The 15,664-nt window shown below is 72.4% G+C and carries 16 protein-coding genes and 2 pseudogenes; 12 read left to right on the top strand and 6 right to left on the bottom strand.

What is annotated here, in order from left to right; translation table 11 throughout:
- Positions 1-4: 4 nt before the first annotated feature.
- The gene (locus tag OG303_RS11925; protein WP_405867645.1) at positions 5-352 is read right to left on the bottom strand and encodes a VOC family protein; all 348 of its coding nucleotides are present in this window, start codon (positions 350-352) and stop codon (positions 5-7) included.
- A 246-nt stretch (positions 353-598) separates the two neighbouring features.
- On the opposite strand from OG303_RS11925, the pseudogene OG303_RS11920 reads away from it, so the two are divergent.
- The 5 genes and pseudogenes from OG303_RS11920 to OG303_RS11900 all read left to right on the top strand — a co-directional run bounded on the left by OG303_RS11920 (position 599) and on the right by OG303_RS11900 (position 5,960).
- Positions 599-1,839 (top strand): annotated as a pseudogene (locus OG303_RS11920) (NAD(P)/FAD-dependent oxidoreductase).
- Positions 1,836-3,683: a transketolase gene (locus OG303_RS11915; RefSeq protein ID WP_405867643.1), complete on the top strand. Its 1,848-nt coding sequence runs from the start codon at positions 1,836-1,838 to the stop codon at positions 3,681-3,683. Before OG303_RS11920 ends, OG303_RS11915 begins: the two are co-directional and overlap by 4 nt.
- Positions 3,680-4,606, top strand: coding sequence for a non-homologous end-joining DNA ligase (gene ligD, locus OG303_RS11910; RefSeq protein WP_405867641.1), 927 nt, complete (start codon positions 3,680-3,682; stop codon positions 4,604-4,606). Before OG303_RS11915 ends, ligD begins: the two co-directional genes overlap by 4 nt.
- Positions 4,607-4,969: 363 nt before the next feature.
- Positions 4,970-5,299: pseudogene (locus OG303_RS11905) on the top strand (gas vesicle protein); the annotation flags it as partial.
- Positions 5,238-5,960 (top strand): GvpL/GvpF family gas vesicle protein, encoded by a 723-nt coding sequence (locus tag OG303_RS11900; RefSeq protein ID WP_405867639.1) that lies wholly within the window; start codon positions 5,238-5,240, stop codon positions 5,958-5,960. The pseudogene OG303_RS11905 and the gene OG303_RS11900, both read left to right, overlap by 62 nt.
- Positions 5,961-5,972: 12 nt before the next feature.
- Here OG303_RS11900 and OG303_RS11895 read toward each other — a convergent pair whose 3' ends face one another.
- Positions 5,973-6,791: a class I SAM-dependent methyltransferase gene (locus tag OG303_RS11895; RefSeq protein ID WP_405867637.1), complete on the bottom strand. Its 819-nt coding sequence runs from the start codon at positions 6,789-6,791 to the stop codon at positions 5,973-5,975.
- Positions 6,792-6,962: 171 nt separating this feature from the next.
- Positions 6,963-7,106, bottom strand: a complete 144-nt coding sequence (locus OG303_RS11890; RefSeq protein WP_405867635.1) for a hypothetical protein — start codon at positions 7,104-7,106, stop codon at positions 6,963-6,965.
- 71 nt (positions 7,107-7,177) lie between these two features.
- On the opposite strand from OG303_RS11890, the gene OG303_RS11885 reads away from it, so the two are divergent.
- From OG303_RS11885 to OG303_RS11875, 3 genes are all read left to right on the top strand, one after another.
- Positions 7,178-7,834 (top strand): histidine phosphatase family protein, encoded by a 657-nt coding sequence (locus OG303_RS11885; RefSeq protein ID WP_405867633.1) that lies wholly within the window; start codon positions 7,178-7,180, stop codon positions 7,832-7,834.
- A gap of 42 nt (positions 7,835-7,876) precedes the next feature.
- Positions 7,877-9,496 (top strand): ABC-F family ATP-binding cassette domain-containing protein, encoded by a 1,620-nt coding sequence (locus OG303_RS11880; protein ID WP_405867631.1) that lies wholly within the window; start codon positions 7,877-7,879, stop codon positions 9,494-9,496.
- Between the two features lie 133 nt (positions 9,497-9,629).
- Positions 9,630-9,944, top strand: coding sequence for a DUF6158 family protein (locus OG303_RS11875; RefSeq protein WP_405867629.1), 315 nt, complete (start codon positions 9,630-9,632; stop codon positions 9,942-9,944).
- 144 nt (positions 9,945-10,088) lie between these two features.
- On the opposite strand, the gene OG303_RS11870 is transcribed toward OG303_RS11875, so the two are convergent.
- On the bottom strand, positions 10,089-10,481 hold the full coding sequence (locus OG303_RS11870) for a DUF2795 domain-containing protein (protein ID WP_405867627.1): 393 nt from the start codon (positions 10,479-10,481) through the stop codon (positions 10,089-10,091).
- Positions 10,482-10,608: 127 nt separating this feature from the next.
- On the opposite strand from OG303_RS11870, the gene OG303_RS11865 reads away from it, so the two are divergent.
- Positions 10,609-10,839, top strand: coding sequence for a hypothetical protein (locus OG303_RS11865; RefSeq protein ID WP_405867625.1), 231 nt, complete (start codon positions 10,609-10,611; stop codon positions 10,837-10,839).
- Here the strand turns inward: OG303_RS11865 and OG303_RS11860 are convergent.
- Entirely contained in the window at positions 10,833-11,726 is an 894-nt protein-coding gene (locus OG303_RS11860) for an LLM class flavin-dependent oxidoreductase (protein ID WP_405867623.1), read from the bottom strand. The genes OG303_RS11865 and OG303_RS11860 overlap by 7 nt on opposite strands.
- A 266-nt stretch (positions 11,727-11,992) precedes the next feature.
- Between OG303_RS11860 and OG303_RS11855 the strand changes: the two genes are divergently transcribed.
- Complete coding sequence (locus OG303_RS11855) at positions 11,993-12,787, top strand: RNA polymerase sigma factor SigF (protein WP_405867621.1); 795 nt, start codon at positions 11,993-11,995, stop codon at positions 12,785-12,787.
- Here OG303_RS11855 and OG303_RS11850 read toward each other — a convergent pair.
- Complete coding sequence (locus tag OG303_RS11850; protein ID WP_405867619.1) at positions 12,768-13,883, bottom strand: GAF domain-containing protein; 1,116 nt, start codon at positions 13,881-13,883, stop codon at positions 12,768-12,770. The two genes, OG303_RS11855 and OG303_RS11850, sit on opposite strands and share 20 nt — an antisense overlap.
- 86 nt (positions 13,884-13,969) lie before the next feature.
- Here OG303_RS11850 and OG303_RS11845 point away from each other — a divergent pair, with 86 nt between their 5' ends.
- Positions 13,970-14,689 (top strand): ANTAR domain-containing response regulator, encoded by a 720-nt coding sequence (locus OG303_RS11845; protein ID WP_405867617.1) that lies wholly within the window; start codon positions 13,970-13,972, stop codon positions 14,687-14,689.
- A 154-nt stretch (positions 14,690-14,843) separates the two neighbouring features.
- Positions 14,844-15,539 (top strand): hypothetical protein, encoded by a 696-nt coding sequence (locus OG303_RS11840; protein WP_405867615.1) that lies wholly within the window; start codon positions 14,844-14,846, stop codon positions 15,537-15,539.
- Positions 15,540-15,664 lie beyond the last annotated feature (125 nt).

Here is a 15,664-nt window from a genome sequence, read left to right as displayed (position 1 = left end):
GGCACTACCCGTTGCGGTCCACGTACTCGTACACCGTCCCGTCCGGGTGCATCGCGATCAGGTTGCGGCCCACCGGCGTCGGCACCGGGCCCGCGATGATGCGGGCGCCGAGTTCCGAGAGCAGCCGGTGGGCCTCGTCGACGTCCTTGACGGCGATCGTCGCGGTGACCTTGCGCAGCACCTCCAACTCGGCCTCGGGCCCGCTCATCAGCAGAAAGAAACCGACGGCGGCCACCTGCACGCCACCGCGTTCGAAGCGGAGGGCGCTCGCGCCCGTGAGGCGTTCGTAGAAGGGGACCGCGGTCTCCAGGTCGTCGACGCATACGCGCAGCGTGGCTCCCAGAATGTCCATGGGGACGAGCCTAGTTGGGGTGGCCGGGCGAGGAGATCGTTTCGGCGCAGATCCCGTCGCGACCGGTGCAGGTCTCGTCGTGACCGACGGTGCGACGGCGTTGGCCGTATGCGTTGTCCGTACGTGCGTACGGGTATCCGGCGGGATTCCGGGATCCGGGCGGCGACCGGTGCACGTTTGGGGGGCCTGACCAGGGGGACGCGGAAGGCTTCGGTACGAGGTACGCGACAGCGCCGGAGGCGAAACGTGAGTCGACCACGCATCGTGATCGTCGGTGCGGGCTTCGCCGGGTACCAGGCCGCCCGCACCCTGTCCCGGCTGGTGCGGCACCGGGCCGACGTCACCCTGCTGAACCCGACCGACTACTTTCTGTATCTGCCCCTGCTGCCCCTGCTGCCCCAGGTCGCCGCCGGGATCCTGGAACCCCGCCGGGTGACCGTCTCCCTGTCCGACACCCTGCCGCACGTACGGCTGGTGCTCGGCGAGGCCGACGCCATCGACCTCGACGGGCGGACCGTGCGGTACACCGACCCGGAGGGCGGCAGCGGCACGCCGGCCCACGACCGGCTGGTGCTCGCCGTGGGCAGCGTCAACAAGCTGCTGCCCATCCCCGGGGTCGCCGAGCACGCGCACGGTTTCCGGGGGCTGCCGGAGGCGTTGCCGCGCCGGCTGCTGCTCGATATCGCGCCGCGCGTCCTGCCCGAGCTGGACGAACGGCTCTCGCGCACGGCGGACCGGGTGCTGCGGCAGAGGGGCGTCGAGGTGCGCACGGGGACCTCCGTGCAGGAGGCCACGCACGACGGAGTCCTGCTGAGCGACGGCGAGTTCGTCGAGTCACGCACCCTGGTGTGGTGCGTCGGCGTACGGCCGGATCCGCTCGTCGAGAGCACCGGGCAGCCGCTGGAGCGCGGCCGGTTGCTCGTCGACCCGCACCTCCAAGTGCCGGGCCGCCCCGAGGTGTTCGCGTGCGGTGACGCGGCCGCCGTGCCGGATCTGGACAACCCCGGGACATACACGCCGATGACCGCGCAGCACGCCTGGCGGCACGGCAAGGTCGTGGCCCACAACGTCGCCGCGTCCGTCGGCGTCGGCGAACGGCGCACCTACCGCCACCGCGACCTGGGCTTCGTCGTCGACCTGGGCGGCGCGAAGGCCGCCGCCAACCCGCTCGGCGTCCACCTGCCCGGCCCCTGGCGGGAGCGGTCACCCGCGGCTACCACCTCGCGGCGATGCCCGGCAACCGCGTCCGGGTCGCCGCGGACTGGCTCCTCGATTCCGTACTACCGCGCCAGGCCGTCCAGTTGGGCCTCGTGCGGTCGTGGTCGGTCCCCCTGGACACCGTGTCACCGGAACTGGCGCGGGTGCCGGGGAGGCCGGCCAGGTCCCAACAGGCCGAACAGGGCCAGGAGTTCACCGCCGACGCGGAGCCGACCCGACCCCCCGGCCCCGTCGAGCGTTCCGACACCCCCGTGGAGGGAGACTCATGAACACCGCCGAACTCGTCGAACTCGCCCAGCAGCTGCGCGTGGACAGCGTGCGTGCGTCGGACGCGGCGGGGTCCGGGCATCCGACGTCCTCGATGTCCGCCGCCGATCTGATGGCCGTACTCCTCGCGCATCGTCTCCGCTACGACTTCGACCGGCCCGCCCACCCCGGCAACGACCGCTTCGTCCTGTCCAAGGGGCACGCCTCGCCCCTCCTCTACTCCGCCTACAAGGCGGCCGGCGCCATCGACGACGCTGAGCTGCTCACCTTCCGCGAGCTGGGCAGCCGCCTCGAAGGGCATCCGACACCGCGCCGGCTGCCGTGGGTCGAGACGGCCACCGGCTCGCTCGGCCAGGGGCTGCCCGTCGGCGTCGGCATCGCGCTGGCCGGCAAGCGGCTGGACCGCACCGGCTACCGGGTGTGGGTGCTGTGCGGGGACAGCGAGTTGGCCGAGGGGTCCGTCTGGGAGGCCGCCGAGCATGCCTCGTACGAGCATCTGGACAACCTCACCGCGATCGTCGACGTCAACCGGCTCGGGCAGCGCGGACCGACCCGGCACGGGCACGACCTCGACGCCTACGCCCGGCGCTTCCAGGCGTTCGGCTGGCACACCGTCGAGGTGGACGGGCACGACGTGGATGCCATTGACCGTGCGTACGGGGAAGCGATCTCGACCACCGGGCAGCCGGCCGTGATCCTCGCCCGCACCCTCAAGGGCAAGGGAGTCGCATCCGTCCAGGACCGTGAGGGGCTGCACGGCAAGCCCCTGCCGGACGCCGACGAGGCGATCGCCGAACTCGGCGGCACCCGTGACCTCCGCGTCCAGGTCCACGAGCCGGCCGCGGCCCGCATACTGCACGCCGTACGTGCGGGGCACCTCGAACTGCCCCGTTGGGACAAGGGAGATGAGGTCGCGACACGGAACGCGTACGGGCAGGCGCTGGCCGCGCTCGGCACCGGTCGCGGCGACGTCGTCGCCCTCGACGGAGAGGTCGGCGACTCCACACGGGCCGAGTTCTTCGCCAAGGCGCACCCCGACCGGTACTTCGAGTGCTACATCGCCGAGCAGCAGATGGTCGCGGCGGCCGTGGGGCTCGCGGCGCGCGGCTGGGTGCCGTACGCCGCCACGTTCGCGGCGTTCCTGACGCGGGCCTACGACTTCGTGCGCATGGCCTCCGTCAGCGGCGCCGGAATCAACCTCGTCGGCTCGCACGCCGGCGTCGCCATCGGCCAGGACGGGCCGTCCCAGATGGGCCTGGAGGACCTGGCGATGATGCGGGCGGTGTACGGCTCGACCGTGCTGTACCCGTGCGACGCCAACCAGACCGCGCAACTCGTCGCCGAGATGGCGGGCTTGGACGGCGTCCGGTATCTGCGCACCTCACGCGGTGAGAGCAAGGTGATCTACGGTCCCGACGAGGAGTTCCCCATCGGCGGCAGCAAGGTGCTGCGCGCCTCCGGACACGACCGGCTGACCCTCGTCGTGGCGGGCGTCACCGTGCCCGAGGCGCTGGCCGCCGCCGACGCGCTGGACCGGGACGGCATCCAGGTCCGCGTCATCGACCTCTACTCGGTCAAGCCCGTCGACCGGCACACCCTGCGCCGGGCCGCCGAGGACACCGGCTGCATCGTCACCGTGGAGGACCACCACGAGGAGGGCGGCCTCGGCGACGCCGTACTCGACGCGTTCGTCGACGGCCGGCCCGTGCCGCGGCTGGTGCGTCTCGCCGTCCGCGGCATGCCGGGCTCGGCCTCCCCGGACGAGCAGCTGCACGCCGCGGGCATCGACGCCGAGTCGATCGCCGCGGCCGGGAAGCTGCTGGTGGAGGAGGCGGTCGTGCGGTGAGCGACGACGACGTACGCACCGTGCGGGCAGGGCGCCGCACGGTGCAGGTCCACCGCTCGGACAAGGTGCTGTTCCCCGGCGACGGCGATGCGAAGGAGTACACCAAGGGCGACCTCGTCGACTACTACCGCTCCGCCGCCCCGTTCCTACTGCCCCACCTGCGCGGCCGCCCGCTGATGCTGGAACGGCATCCGGACGGTGTCGACGGCCCGCGCTTCATGCAGAAGAACACCCCGGAGAGCTACCCGGAGTGGATCACCCGCGTCGAGGTGGCCAAGGAGGGCGGCACCGTCTGCCACACCGTGTGCGACGACACCGCCACCCTGGTCCACCTGGCCGACCAGGCCTCCATCACCCTGCACCGCTGGCTGTCCCGGGTCGGACGCGAGGACCGGCCCGACCGGATGGTCTTCGACCTCGACCCTTCCCGGGACGACTTCGCGGCGGTGCGCGAGGCGGCCGTGCTGCTCGGGGAGTTGCTCGACGAGCTGAAGCTCCCCTCGGCGCTGATGACCACCGGCTCGCGCGGACTGCACGTGATCGTGCCGCTCGACGCACACCACGACTTCGACGAGGTCCGCGCCTTCGCCCGCGACGTCTGCGACACCCTCGCCGAGGCCCACCCCGACCGGCTCACCACCGCCGCCCGCAAGAAGGAGCGCGGCGACCGGCTCTACCTCGACGTGGGCCGCAACGCGTACGCACAGACCGCGGTCGCGCCCCTCAGCGTCCGCGCCCGCCCCGGCGCCCCCGTGGCCACCCCGATCACCTGGGCCCAGTTGGACGATCCCGCCCTGCATGCCCGCCGCTGGACCATCGCCGACGCCGTGGAACAGGCCCGCACCGACCCGTGGGCCGGTGTCCTGAGCAGGGCGCGCGCCCTGGGACCGGCCCGGCGCAGGCTCGACGCGCTGCGTGGCTGAGAACGGACCCCGGAGGTTTGGTCGGACCCTGCAGGGTCACCAGCAGCCCGAGGGGGCATGGCGAAAGCAGCCCGAGGAGGCCATGGCGAACGAACGCAGGAGAGACCGGAGCGGCGCGGCGGGCGGATGCATCCGAGCCCGCGGGCGCTCGCGGACCTGCGCGGCGTCGGCAAGGAGACCTCGGGCGCGATGGCGGAGCGGGCCGTGGACCTGGGCTTCGAGGAGGACGAGGAGCCCGAGGTGGAGGAGACTCGGAAGGACGAGCCCGAGAGGAGTACGAGGGCGAGGGGCCGGAGACCCGAGGAGGCGCCCGCGGCTGAGGCGGCCGGGCGAGCGCCGCGAAGAAGACAGCCAAGAAGGCCGCCACGGTCTCGGCCGGGTCCGGGCGCAAACCTTGCCGACATCCTGGAGCGCGTGCTCGACCAGGGCATCGTGATCGCCGGTGACATCCGCATCAACGTGCTCGACATCGAACTCCTCACGGTCGAGCTGCGGTTGATCGTCGCCTCCGTCGACAAGGCCAAGGAGATGGGCATCGACTGGTGGGAGGACGACCCCACGTTGTCCTCCCGCACCCGCCGCAACGAACTCGCCCGGCAGAACGCCGCGCACAGCGCGAAGAGGAGGTCCCATGACCGGATTGCGGTACGTCTACGCCGTCTGCCACCCCTTCGGCGCGCCCCTGCAGGCCCAGTTGACGGGCGTGGCGGGCGACCCGCCCAGAGTGCTGACCCATCACGGTCTGATCGCCGTGGTCAGCCATGTGCCGGAGCGGGACTTCGCGGAGGAACCGCTCCGCAGGCGTCTGGAGGACCTGGACTGGCTCACCGGGACCGCGCGGGCCCACGAGAGCGTGATCGACGCGCTCACCGTCGTCACCACTCCGCTGCCGCTGCGGCTTGCCACCGTCTTCCGGGACGACAGCGGTGTCCGCGTGATGCTGGAGGCGCGCGAGGACGAATTCCGGCGCACCCTCGAACGGCTGGAGGGGCGAGTGGAATGGGGCGTCAAGGTGTACGCCGAAACCGAGCCGGAGGAATCCGGTGCACCCGCGCACATGTGGCAGCAGACGGAGGAGTTCGCGAACCTGCTGCACGCCGCGCTTTCCGCGTACGCCGACGATTCCCGGCTGCACGCACCACAGAATCCCGCGCTGTCCGGAGCCACCGGCCGGAATCTGCTCAACGCCGCCTATCTCGTGCCCCGCGGCGATTCCGCGGAATTCGTCGAACTGATCGACCGGACGAAGGAAGAAACGCAGGCGGTCAGCCCCGGAATGCGAGTCGAACTCACCGGCCCGTGGGCCGCCTATTCCTTTGCGGGGGACGCGGGGGACACGGGCGTAGCGACGTGACCGTCGCCGAGTTCATTCCTTGCGGCACAGAATCTCTCCGTGCAGAACACTGAACCAGCCGTCCTCCTGTGCGCCCCAGTCCCGCCAGGCCTCCGACACGGCCCGCAGTTGCTCGGTCGTGGCGTGGCCGCCCTCGGTGGCCCGGTCCGCGTACGCCGACGCCAGCGTCCGGTCCGCCCACAGCCCGCTCCACCACGCCCGCTCCTCGGGCGTCGAGTAGGTCCAGGTGCCGGACGTGGCGGTGATGTCGGTGAGCCCCGCGCGCAGCGCCCAGGACTTCAGCCGCCGTCCGGCGTCCGGTTCGCCGCCGTTGGCGCGGGCCACCCTCCGGTACAGGTCCAGCCAGCGGTCCATCCCCTGAGACGCCGGGTACCAGGCCATGGCCGCGTAGTCCGAGTCGCGTACGGCGATGAACCCGGTCGGCTTCGTGACCCGCTTCATCTCGCGCAGCGCCTGCACCGGATCGCCGACGTGCTGGAGCACCTGGTGCGCGTGGACGACGCAGAACGTGTCGTCCGGGTAGTCCAGGGCGTGGACGTCCGCGACCGCGAAGTCGACGTTCGTCAGGCCCCGTTCGGCGGCCGTGGCCCGGGCCTGCTCCAGGATCCCGGGCGCCTGGTCGACACCCGTGACGTGTCCGCCGGGGACCAGGGCCGCCAGGTCGGCGGTGATGGTGCCCGGGCCGCAGCCGATGTCCAGGATCTTCATGTGGGGCTTCAGGGAGTCGAGCAGATAGGCCGCGGAGTTGGCGGCGGTCCGCCAGGTGTGGGAGCGCAGCACCGACTCGTGGTGCCCGTGCGTGTAGACGGCGGTCTCCTGCGGCTTCGACATGGCGGAACTCCCCTGTTCGACGGCTTGTCGGTACGCATCACCGTACGCCCGCATGTCGAATGATGAGACCCGCGTTTTGGCATATGGACTGACGGTGAGTCAGGCACCGGCAGGTCGGCTGCCCGGCAGCGGCCGGTGGACCGTCAGTGCCTCGGGGGAGCTTCTCCAGCGTCACTGGCCAGTTCGGCTCGGCGGCGAACTCGAAGAGGCGGGATCGGCGGCGAACTCGAAGAGACGGGAGTCGAGCGCGAGCAGCGCGTCGCGCAGGGGGTGGAGGCCGGGTTTCGGCAGGGTGAGGTCGACGTCGGGGCTCATGTGCTGCCGGTTACCCTGAAGTGCCCGTTTCCTGTCCGGCGGGTAGTGACCGACGCCCGGAGGGCCCCTGTATGCGTCTGCTCCTCATACGCCATGGTCAGACCCCCTCGAACGTCGAGTTCCTGCTGGACACGGCCGTCCCGGGACCAGGCCTGACCGCCCTCGGCGAGCAGCAGGCCGCCGCGCTGCCCGAGGCCCTGGCCGACGAGGACATCGAGGCGCTCTACGCCTCCACTCTGATCCGCACCCAGCTCACCGCCGCCCCGCTGGCCGCCGCGCGCGGCCTCGACGTCCTGGTCCGGGACGGCATCCGCGAGCTCGTCGCGGGCGACCTGGAGATGCTGCCCGGCAACACCGAGCAGGGCGCGCTCTACATGAAGACGGTGTTCGCGTGGGCGGCCGGGGACACGGGGCTGCGGATGCCGGGCGGCGAGACGGGCGTCGAGGCGCTCGCCCGCTACGACGCCGTGGTCGCGGAGGCCGCCGCCGGCGGCGCCGGCACGGTCGCCATGGTCAGCCACGGCGCGGCGATCCGCATGTGGACCGCGGCCCGCGCCGACAACGTCGACATCCCCTTCGCCGCCGCGCGCCCCCTGGACAACACCGGTGTGGTGATCCTGGAGGGCTCGCCGACGGACGGCTGGAAGGCCGTGTCGTGGGCGGGCGCGGTGGTGGAGCCGACGGGCGAGGGCGGTCCTGCGGGGCGCCCCCTCGAAGGGACCGCATAAGCGTTTGCCGGACCCCCGGCGTGGCCCGCAGAATGCCTCTTCATGGGACATCTGGAAGCCGCACACCTCGAGTACTACCTCCCCGACGGGAGGGCGCTGCTCGGCGATGTGTCCTTCCGGGTGGGTGAAGGGGCCGTCGTGGCCCTGGTCGGGCCCAACGGCGCCGGCAAGACGACCCTGCTGCGGCTGATCTCCGGCGAGCTGAAACCGCACGCCGGAACCGTCACCGTCAGTGGCGGCCTCGGCGTGATGCGGCAGTTCGTGGGGTCCGTACGGGACGAGACGACCGTACGGGACCTGCTGGTGTCGGTCGCGCCGCCCCGCATCCGGGAGGCCGCGCAGGCCGTCGACAAGGCCGAGCACGGCATCATGACCGTCGACGACGAGGCCGCGCAGATGCAGTACGCGCAGGCCCTCTCCGACTGGGCCGAGGCACACGGGTACGAGGCGGAGACGCTGTGGGACATGTGCACCACGGCCGCGCTGGGCGTGCCGTACGACAAGGCGCAGTTCCGTGAGGTGCGCACCCTTTCCGGCGGCGAGCAGAAGCGGCTCGTGCTGGAGGCGCTGCTGCGCGGCACCGACGAGGTGCTGCTCCTGGACGAGCCCGACAACTACCTCGACGTGCCCGGCAAGCGCTGGCTGGAGGAGCGGCTGAAGGAGACCCGCAAGACGGTCCTCTTCGTCTCCCACGACCGTGAACTCCTCGCCCGCTCCGCCGAGAAGATCGTCTCCGTGGAGCCCTCGCCCGCCGGTGCCGACGCCTGGGTGCACGGCGGTGGCTTCGCCACGTACCACGACGCCCGGCGCGAACGCTTCGCCCGCTTCGAGGAGTTGCGCAGGCGCTGGGACGAGAAGCACGCCCAGCTGAAGAAGCTGGTCCTGAACCTTCGTCAGGCCGCCTCCATCAGCCATGAGTTGGCGTCCCGCTACCAGGCCGCGCAGACCCGCCTGCGCAAGTTCGAGGAGGCCGGCCCGCCGCCCGAGCCGCCGCGCGAGCAGGACATCAAGATGCGCCTCAAGGGCGGCCGCACCGGCGTAAGGGCCGTCACCTGCAAGGGACTTGAGCTCACCGGTCTGATGAAGCCGTTCGACCTGGAGGTCTTCTACGGCGAACGCGTCGCCGTCCTCGGTTCCAACGGCTCGGGCAAGTCGCACTTCCTGCGGCTGCTGGCCGGCGACGAGGTGGCGCACACGGGGGAGTGGAAGCTCGGCGCGCGGGTCGTGCCCGGGCACTTCGCCCAGACCCACGCGCACCCCGAGCTCCAGGGACGCAAGCTCCTGGACATCCTGTGGCAGGAACACTCCCAGGACCGGGGCGCGGCCATGTCCCGGCTGCGCCGCTACGAGCTCACCAACCAGGCCGAGCAGACCTTCGACCGCCTCTCCGGCGGCCAGCAGGCCCGTTTCCAGATCCTGCTGCTCGAGCTGGAGGGTGTCACGGCCCTGCTCCTCGACGAGCCGACCGACAACCTCGACCTGGAGTCCGCCGAGGCACTCCAGGAGGGCCTGGAGGCCTTCGACGGCACGGTGCTCGCGGTCACGCACGACCGCTGGTTCGCCCGCTCCTTCGACCGCTACCTGGTCTTCGGCAGCGACGGCCGTGTCCGGGAGACCGCCGAGCCGGTGTGGGACGAGCGGCGCGTGGAGCGGGTGCGGTAGCCGTGGTGGCCGGGGGCTGGCGCCCCCGGACCCCCGCATCGGCCTGAACAGGCCTCCTCCTCGAACGCCGGACGGGCTGAAAGACCCGCACCGGCCCTGTGAGGTGGCGCCCGGCAGAGGCCCGGGCGCCGAGATGTTCGTAGAGTGGAGGCAGAGAGGCGAGATCCGTGGCTCCCTCCCGGACGAGCGGGGTACCACCATGACCGGAGTCGACCCCAGCCGGCTGGACGACCAGCAGCTCATGAAGGAGCTGGAGACGATCCACCGCACGCGCCACGACACGCTGCTGTACGGCTCGATCGACGCGCTGCGGGCCCACAACGATCGCATGGCCCAGCTGGAGGGCGAGTTCCTGCGCCGCAACCCGCGGCGCATGGTGGCCGCGGGCCGCACCCGCGAGGGCGCCCGGGACCGCCGGTGCGGGGAGTCGACGACGCCCCGCACCTGAACCCCGAAGGCATGACGGCTCCCGGCCAGTGAGGTGCCGGTGACCGGGCTCACTGCCGGGGCACTGCTACGAACGTACGTACGAATCCCACTCCAGGACGGCCAGGACGGACGAGGCGCCCGCGCCCGGGCCGAACCGGGCCGGCTATGTCCGCCGCTCCTGCCCGGCGCCGACCAGTGCCTCGGCCAGTTCCTGGACCGTGGTGTAGCGCGCCGCGCGGGGCAGGCGCTCCACCGGTTCGATCAGGGCGTCGGACGCGTACGCCCGGCGCAGCGCGCGGACGAGTTCGCGGGGGCCCGCGGGGAACGTGTGCCGGCTCAGGTGCCGGGCCAGCTCCGTACGGACCGCCGTCAGGGACGCCCGGGAGCGTCCGGGTGTGACGGGGCCGCCCGCGACCTCCGGGTCGTCGTCGGCGGTGGGCTCCGGGTCGTGCCATTCCTCGGTCCGCGTGGGGTGCCCGGACCGGAGCAGACCCTGTAGTTCGTGCTTCATCTCCTCGTCGCGATGGACGCTCAGCCGGTCACTGCCTCGCTGCATGACGCCCTCCAGATCTTCGTGTGGGCACCGCGTACCCGAAGACCGGAGGCCGACACAGGGGTTTGCGCTCCGAAATCCGGGAACCCGGCACACGCCCTCCACGCGCATTCCTGGAGAGGAAACGGCCATGGCACTGCTCGCCGCGATCATCCCGCTTCTCATGCTCGGCATGGTGCTGGCACTGGGCCGGTACGAGGAGCTGCTGCTGCCGATGAGGAAGGCCGATCCGAGCGAGGACGGCCCGGCCCCGGCCGGCCCACTCGGCGCGACGGTGCCACTCCCGGTCCTCGGGGTCCCGAAGTCGGCCACAACCGTTGCTTCCGGAACGCCCCCGACCGGGCCGCCCGGTCCTCACTGACCCTCCGGCCCCCTCCGCTGCCCGACCGCCCCGAGTACGGCCCGCAACTGCCCGAGCGGCTCGGCGCCGGAGATCCGCAGGACGACCGTGTCCGCGCCGGCCGCCGCAAGCGCGCCGATGCGTTCGGCGGCCTGCGCGGCGGTCCCCGAGACGGTGAACACCTCGTCCTGCGGGCGGCCGAGCCAGGCGCCGTGTGCCTCGGTGTGCGGGTGCAGGGCGCGGGCCACCTCGTCGGGGTCGTCACCGACACAGGCGAAGGCGAAGACGGTCAGCGTGTGGTCGGACGCGCCGCCGCCCTTGGCGGTCAGCGCGCGTGTGTTCTCCACGTCGACCGGCCCGTGCCCCTCGGTGATCACGGTGCCGTCCGCGACCCGGGCGGACAGCGCGAGGGAGCGGGGGCGTACGACGCCCGCGACCACCGGCGGGACCTCGGCCGGCGGATGCACCAACCGGACGCCGTCCAGGCGCACTTCACGTCCCGCCAGCTCCACCCGGTCCCCGTGCAGCAGCGCGCGCACCGAGGTGATCGTCTCCTCCAGCAGGGCGAGCGGGGAGCGTGCCGCGGCGCCCACCTGGGCCATCCACTCCGGCACGCCGTGCCCGATCCCGGCCACCAGCCGCCCGGGGAACACCCGTGCCAGCGTGGCCAGTTCCATCGCCAGCAGCGCCGGGCTGCGCAGCGGTGCGGGGGCGATGCCGATGCCCACCCGGACGCGTTCCGTCGCTCCCAGTGCCACGGCCGCCGCCGACACCCCGCCGCTCCATCCGAGGTCCTCGACCACCCACAGGTCGTCCACCCCGAGGGCCTCGGCCTGCCGCGCGAACCCGGGCAGCCCTTCCGGCGCCCAGTCGCGGTCGTACATCACACCGATCCGTACGTTCGTCATGTCCCGGAACCTACGTGCCGATCACATGGCGATCAACGGCGTGAGGGCCGGGCCGGTGAGGAACTCGATCACCGGCGGGCTGCCGGAAACGTGCGCCGGTGTTTGCGGCAACGGGTCGGGGGCAGGCGGAATTTCAGTGCTTCGGACAGGAGGCACGTCCGTGGGAGCGGCTCCGAGCCGCCCCGGCCGCGCCTGTCCCGAACGCGCGGCCGCACTCCCACGGTGACCGTCCAACCCAGAGCACCTTCAAGGGAGTTGCGACGCACATGCCCACCAAAGTGAGCGCGAAGCACCACCCGCACAACGACGCCCCCGACACGGCCGAGGCGTTCCGCATGCTCGCCACGCTTCCCGCGGGCCGGCAGCGCGACACCCTGCGCGAGCAGGTCGTCGAGGCCTGGCTGCCGATGGCCGATCGGCTCGCGGGACGGTTCCGCAGCCGTGGCGAGAGCTTCGACGACCTTCGACAGGTCGCGGCCCTCGGCCTGGTCAAGGCCGTCGACCGGTACGACCCCGCACTCGGCAACGCCTTCGAGAGCTATGCCGTACCCACCATCACCGGCGAGATCAAACGGCATTTCCGCGACCACATGTGGACCCTGCACGTACCGCGCCGGGTCCAGGACCTGCGCAACCGCGTCCGGTTCGCCACCCAGGACCTCTCCCAGACCATCTCCGGCCGCAGGCCCACCGTCGCGGAGATCGCCGAGCACGCGAGCATGAGCGAGGAGGACGTCCGGGTAGGCCTGGAGGCGCTGGAGAGCTTCACGGCACTCTCCCTCGACGCCGAACTGCCCGGCAGCGAGGACGGCTACTCTCTGAGCGACACCCTCGGCTCGCCCGACCCCGCGCTGGACACCGTGGTGGACCGCGAGTCCGTCAAGCCCCGGCTGGCCGCGCTGCCCGAGCGTGAACGGGCCATCCTGTACATGCGGTTCTTCGGCGACATGACGCAGAGCCGGATCGCCGAACAGCTCGGGATCTCCCAGATGCACGTGTCGCGGCTGATCAGCCGCTGCTGCCTGCGCATGCGGGACCAGATCATGGGCGAGGCGGCATAGCCAGTCCCAGATGGCGGGACATCATGTCCATCGCCTGCGCCTCCGCCATCGAGAACGCCTGACGGGGCCCGCACCGGAACAACGTGAGCACCCCACGCACGGCACCCTCGGCCTTCAGCGGCACGCACAGCAGTGACGTGACGTTCGCCTGTACGAGGACGGGGGCGCCCGTCGCGGTCAGGCCGAAGGCGTCCGGATCCGGCGGACGGATCTGCACCGCAGGTGACCCGGTCCTGGCCGTCTCGACGACGAGCGGGCAGGCGGCCGGATCCTGCGCCGTGAGCGCGGCCGCGTCCCCGTCCGACGGGGCCAGTACGGCCGTACGCGACAGGCCGCCCGTGCCCGCGTCGGCGATCACCCAGTCGGCGAACCTGCCGTGCAGCACCCGCGCCGCACCCTCCAGGGCGGCCTCCCGTTCCGTGGTCAGCAGGGCCGTGGTCATCGCGTCCAGGAGGTCCATCACGGACGCGTGCCGGGTGACCTCGGTGAGGTTGGGTATCTGGCCCGTCGGTGGGTCCGTCGGCGTGGCGGGGTCGGCGAGCCCGCCGGGCTGGAGGACGACCAGGACCGTAGTGCGGGGCTCGCCGCTCGGGTGCACGGCCGCCAGCGTGGCGTGCACCGGGACCGACGGCCGTTGCTGGAGGCGGACGCTGAGACTGCGGTCGCCCTCGCCGCGGGCCACCGCCGCGGCCTGGGAGCGGAACGCGGCCCGGTCGGCGTGGGCGAGCAGACCGGTCAGCGGGCGGCCCGTCGTATAGCCGGCCCGCACACCGGTGAACGCGGTCGCCGCGCCGTTCAGCCGCCGCACCACCGTCTCCTTGTCGATCAGCGCGACCGGGAGCGGGAGGCTCTGGAACACGGTGCGCAGCAGTCGCTGTTCCTGACGGTCCGCGGAGGCGCCCGAGCGGGACGCGCCGGCCGCCGACAGCCGCTCGTACCACGGCCACAACTGGCCGACGACATGGTCGAGTTCGAAGAGCGCCGCGTCCAGCACCGTGGGCAGGTCCCCGCCGGACACGGTTCTCGCCGCCTTCAACTCCGCCACGCGGCGCACGAAATCCGCGAGTTCTTCACTGAACCCGTCCGTCTGCGTCATACGACGAACCTAGCGCTGCTCCCTGTGCCGTCCGCCGTTTTCGGACCGGGGGAGGGGGAAGGCGCGCGGAAGAGGAGGTGTTCACCATGCCGAACACCGGGCATCACCCCCGCAGTTGGGGTACCGAGCCTGCCGAGCCCGCCCTTCCGGGGCGGCGTCTGTCGGAGCTGGTCGAGGAGGCCGTGCGCTGCACCACCGAGTGCTGCGGAGCGAGCGGCATGGTGGCGCAGGGCGGCAGCGAGCGGCCCGCCGCCGTCACCCATCCCGACCTCGCCCCGCTCGTCGCCGTGCAGCTCCGCTCCGGGGACGGACCCATCCCGGCCGCCCTGGAACACGGGGAGCCCGCCCGCTCCTCCGACCTGCTGAGCGAGGAGCGCTGGCCGGACTACCGTGCCCTGGCGCTCGACTCGGGGGTGCGCTCCAGCGTCACGCTGCCCTTCCGTCGCTTTGGCCTCACGGTCACCCTCAGCCTCTACAGCTTCCGGCCCGGTGCCCTCGAGGACGTCCCGCACGGGCCCGCCCGGGCGCTCGGCGACTTCGCCATGACGTGCCTCGTCCGCGACCGTTCCTACCGGGCCGCGCTCACCGAGCTCGACCAGCTCGGCACCGCCCTGCGCTCCCGTCCCCTCGTCGACCAGGCCTGCGGCATCGTCATGCACGTGCTCGGCTGCGACGCGGACGGCGCCTTCGGAGTGCTGCGCCGCATCTCGCAGGGCAGCAACCGCAAGCTGTCCGACGTGGCGTCGGCGGTGGTCGAGCGGCGGGGGCGGGGGCTGGAGAGGGACTTGGCCGCGCTGATGAACTGACGCCCGGTCGAGGAGCACAGGCGTCACCCGCTCGGCCGTGCCCGTCGCGCGAATGGGGCTCGGCCGCGCGCGCCTTGCCGCCGGGCGGGCTGTCATGGGCTATGGGGCACGACTCCGTGCTCCTGAGAAGTCGCCCGTCGAAGGAGCCCTCCCCATGCGTCGCACCGCCCGTGTCCTGTCCGTCGCGGCCCTGGCCAGTGCCACGCTCGGCTTCGCCGCCTCGGCCGCCTATGCGGACCCGGCCGCGGAGGTCAGTCCGAGCACCGTCTCCCCGGGCGGCAGCGTCACCGTCTCCGTCTCCTGCGAATCCACCGGCGGCCAGGCACCCGCCACCATCGACGCCACCTCCGAGGCCTTCGACGAGGGCATCGTCCAGCTGCAACAAGTCCCCGGCAGCGAGGAAGAGGGTTCCGGCACCGCCTACCGGGGCACCGCCCGTATCTCGCCCGCCGACGACGTCGAGGCCGACGCCCCGGACGCGACGGGCCAGGACTCGGGCGGGTGGACCGTCGACGGCACCTGCCCGGCCGCGCCCGGCGGAAAGGGCAAGGCGTGGAGCGCCAAGTTCCAGGCGAACCACGGCGGTGGTGGCGGAGGCGACGGCCTCGGCAGCGGTGTCGGGAGTGGTGTCGGCAGTGGTGTCGGCGGCGGTGGCGAAAGCCGGCCGTGCGCCGAGCCGAACGCCGACTCCTGCGGCAGCGCCCCGGTCCAGCACGGGGTGCAGGCCGGTGAGGGCGGCACCTTCACGGACTCCGTGCCCGCCCTGGTCATCGGCGGCATCCTGATCGCGGGCGCGATGGGCGCGGCCGGGTACCGGCTGTGGCTCAGGGGCTCCGTCCTCGGCCGCTGACCCGCCGTGTGACCGGCGCGACCCGAGCACACGCCCATGGTGCGGCGCCACCCTGGGTACTCAGAGCCCGAGGGCACGTCCCGCCTCGTACGAACCCGCACGAAGCGCGGGAAACTGAACACGGG

It is taken from the genome of Streptomyces sp. NBC_00005 (assembly GCF_045160215.1).
Lineage (GTDB): Bacteria > Actinomycetota > Actinomycetes > Streptomycetales > Streptomycetaceae > Streptomyces.
This window is presented reverse-complemented; position numbering and strand designations above follow the sequence as displayed.

What these genes read in the sequence shown, in the direction of transcription:
- OG303_RS11925 (WP_405867645.1), bottom strand. Translation starts at nt 352, where the DNA reads ATGGACATTCTGGGAGCCACGCTGCGCGTATGCGTCGACGACCTGGAG.
- OG303_RS11915 (WP_405867643.1), top strand. Translation starts at nt 1,836, where the DNA reads ATGAACACCGCCGAACTCGTCGAACTCGCCCAGCAGCTGCGCGTGGAC.
- OG303_RS11900 (WP_405867639.1), top strand. Translation starts at nt 5,238, where the DNA reads ATGACCGGATTGCGGTACGTCTACGCCGTCTGCCACCCCTTCGGCGCG.
- OG303_RS11895 (WP_405867637.1), bottom strand. Translation starts at nt 6,791, where the DNA reads ATGTCGAAGCCGCAGGAGACCGCCGTCTACACGCACGGGCACCACGAG.
- OG303_RS11890 (WP_405867635.1), bottom strand. Translation starts at nt 7,106, where the DNA reads ATGAGCCCCGACGTCGACCTCACCCTGCCGAAACCCGGCCTCCACCCC.
- OG303_RS11885 (WP_405867633.1), top strand. Translation starts at nt 7,178, where the DNA reads ATGCGTCTGCTCCTCATACGCCATGGTCAGACCCCCTCGAACGTCGAG.
- OG303_RS11880 (WP_405867631.1), top strand. Translation starts at nt 7,877, where the DNA reads ATGGGACATCTGGAAGCCGCACACCTCGAGTACTACCTCCCCGACGGG.
- OG303_RS11875 (WP_405867629.1), top strand. Translation starts at nt 9,630, where the DNA reads ATGTTCGTAGAGTGGAGGCAGAGAGGCGAGATCCGTGGCTCCCTCCCG.
- OG303_RS11870 (WP_405867627.1), bottom strand. Translation starts at nt 10,481, where the DNA reads ATGCAGCGAGGCAGTGACCGGCTGAGCGTCCATCGCGACGAGGAGATG.
- OG303_RS11865 (WP_405867625.1), top strand. Translation starts at nt 10,609, where the DNA reads ATGGCACTGCTCGCCGCGATCATCCCGCTTCTCATGCTCGGCATGGTG.
- OG303_RS11860 (WP_405867623.1), bottom strand. Translation starts at nt 11,726, where the DNA reads ATGACGAACGTACGGATCGGTGTGATGTACGACCGCGACTGGGCGCCG.
- OG303_RS11855 (WP_405867621.1), top strand. Translation starts at nt 11,993, where the DNA reads ATGCCCACCAAAGTGAGCGCGAAGCACCACCCGCACAACGACGCCCCC.
- OG303_RS11850 (WP_405867619.1), bottom strand. Translation starts at nt 13,883, where the DNA reads ATGACGCAGACGGACGGGTTCAGTGAAGAACTCGCGGATTTCGTGCGC.
- OG303_RS11845 (WP_405867617.1), top strand. Translation starts at nt 13,970, where the DNA reads ATGCCGAACACCGGGCATCACCCCCGCAGTTGGGGTACCGAGCCTGCC.
- OG303_RS11840 (WP_405867615.1), top strand. Translation starts at nt 14,844, where the DNA reads ATGCGTCGCACCGCCCGTGTCCTGTCCGTCGCGGCCCTGGCCAGTGCC.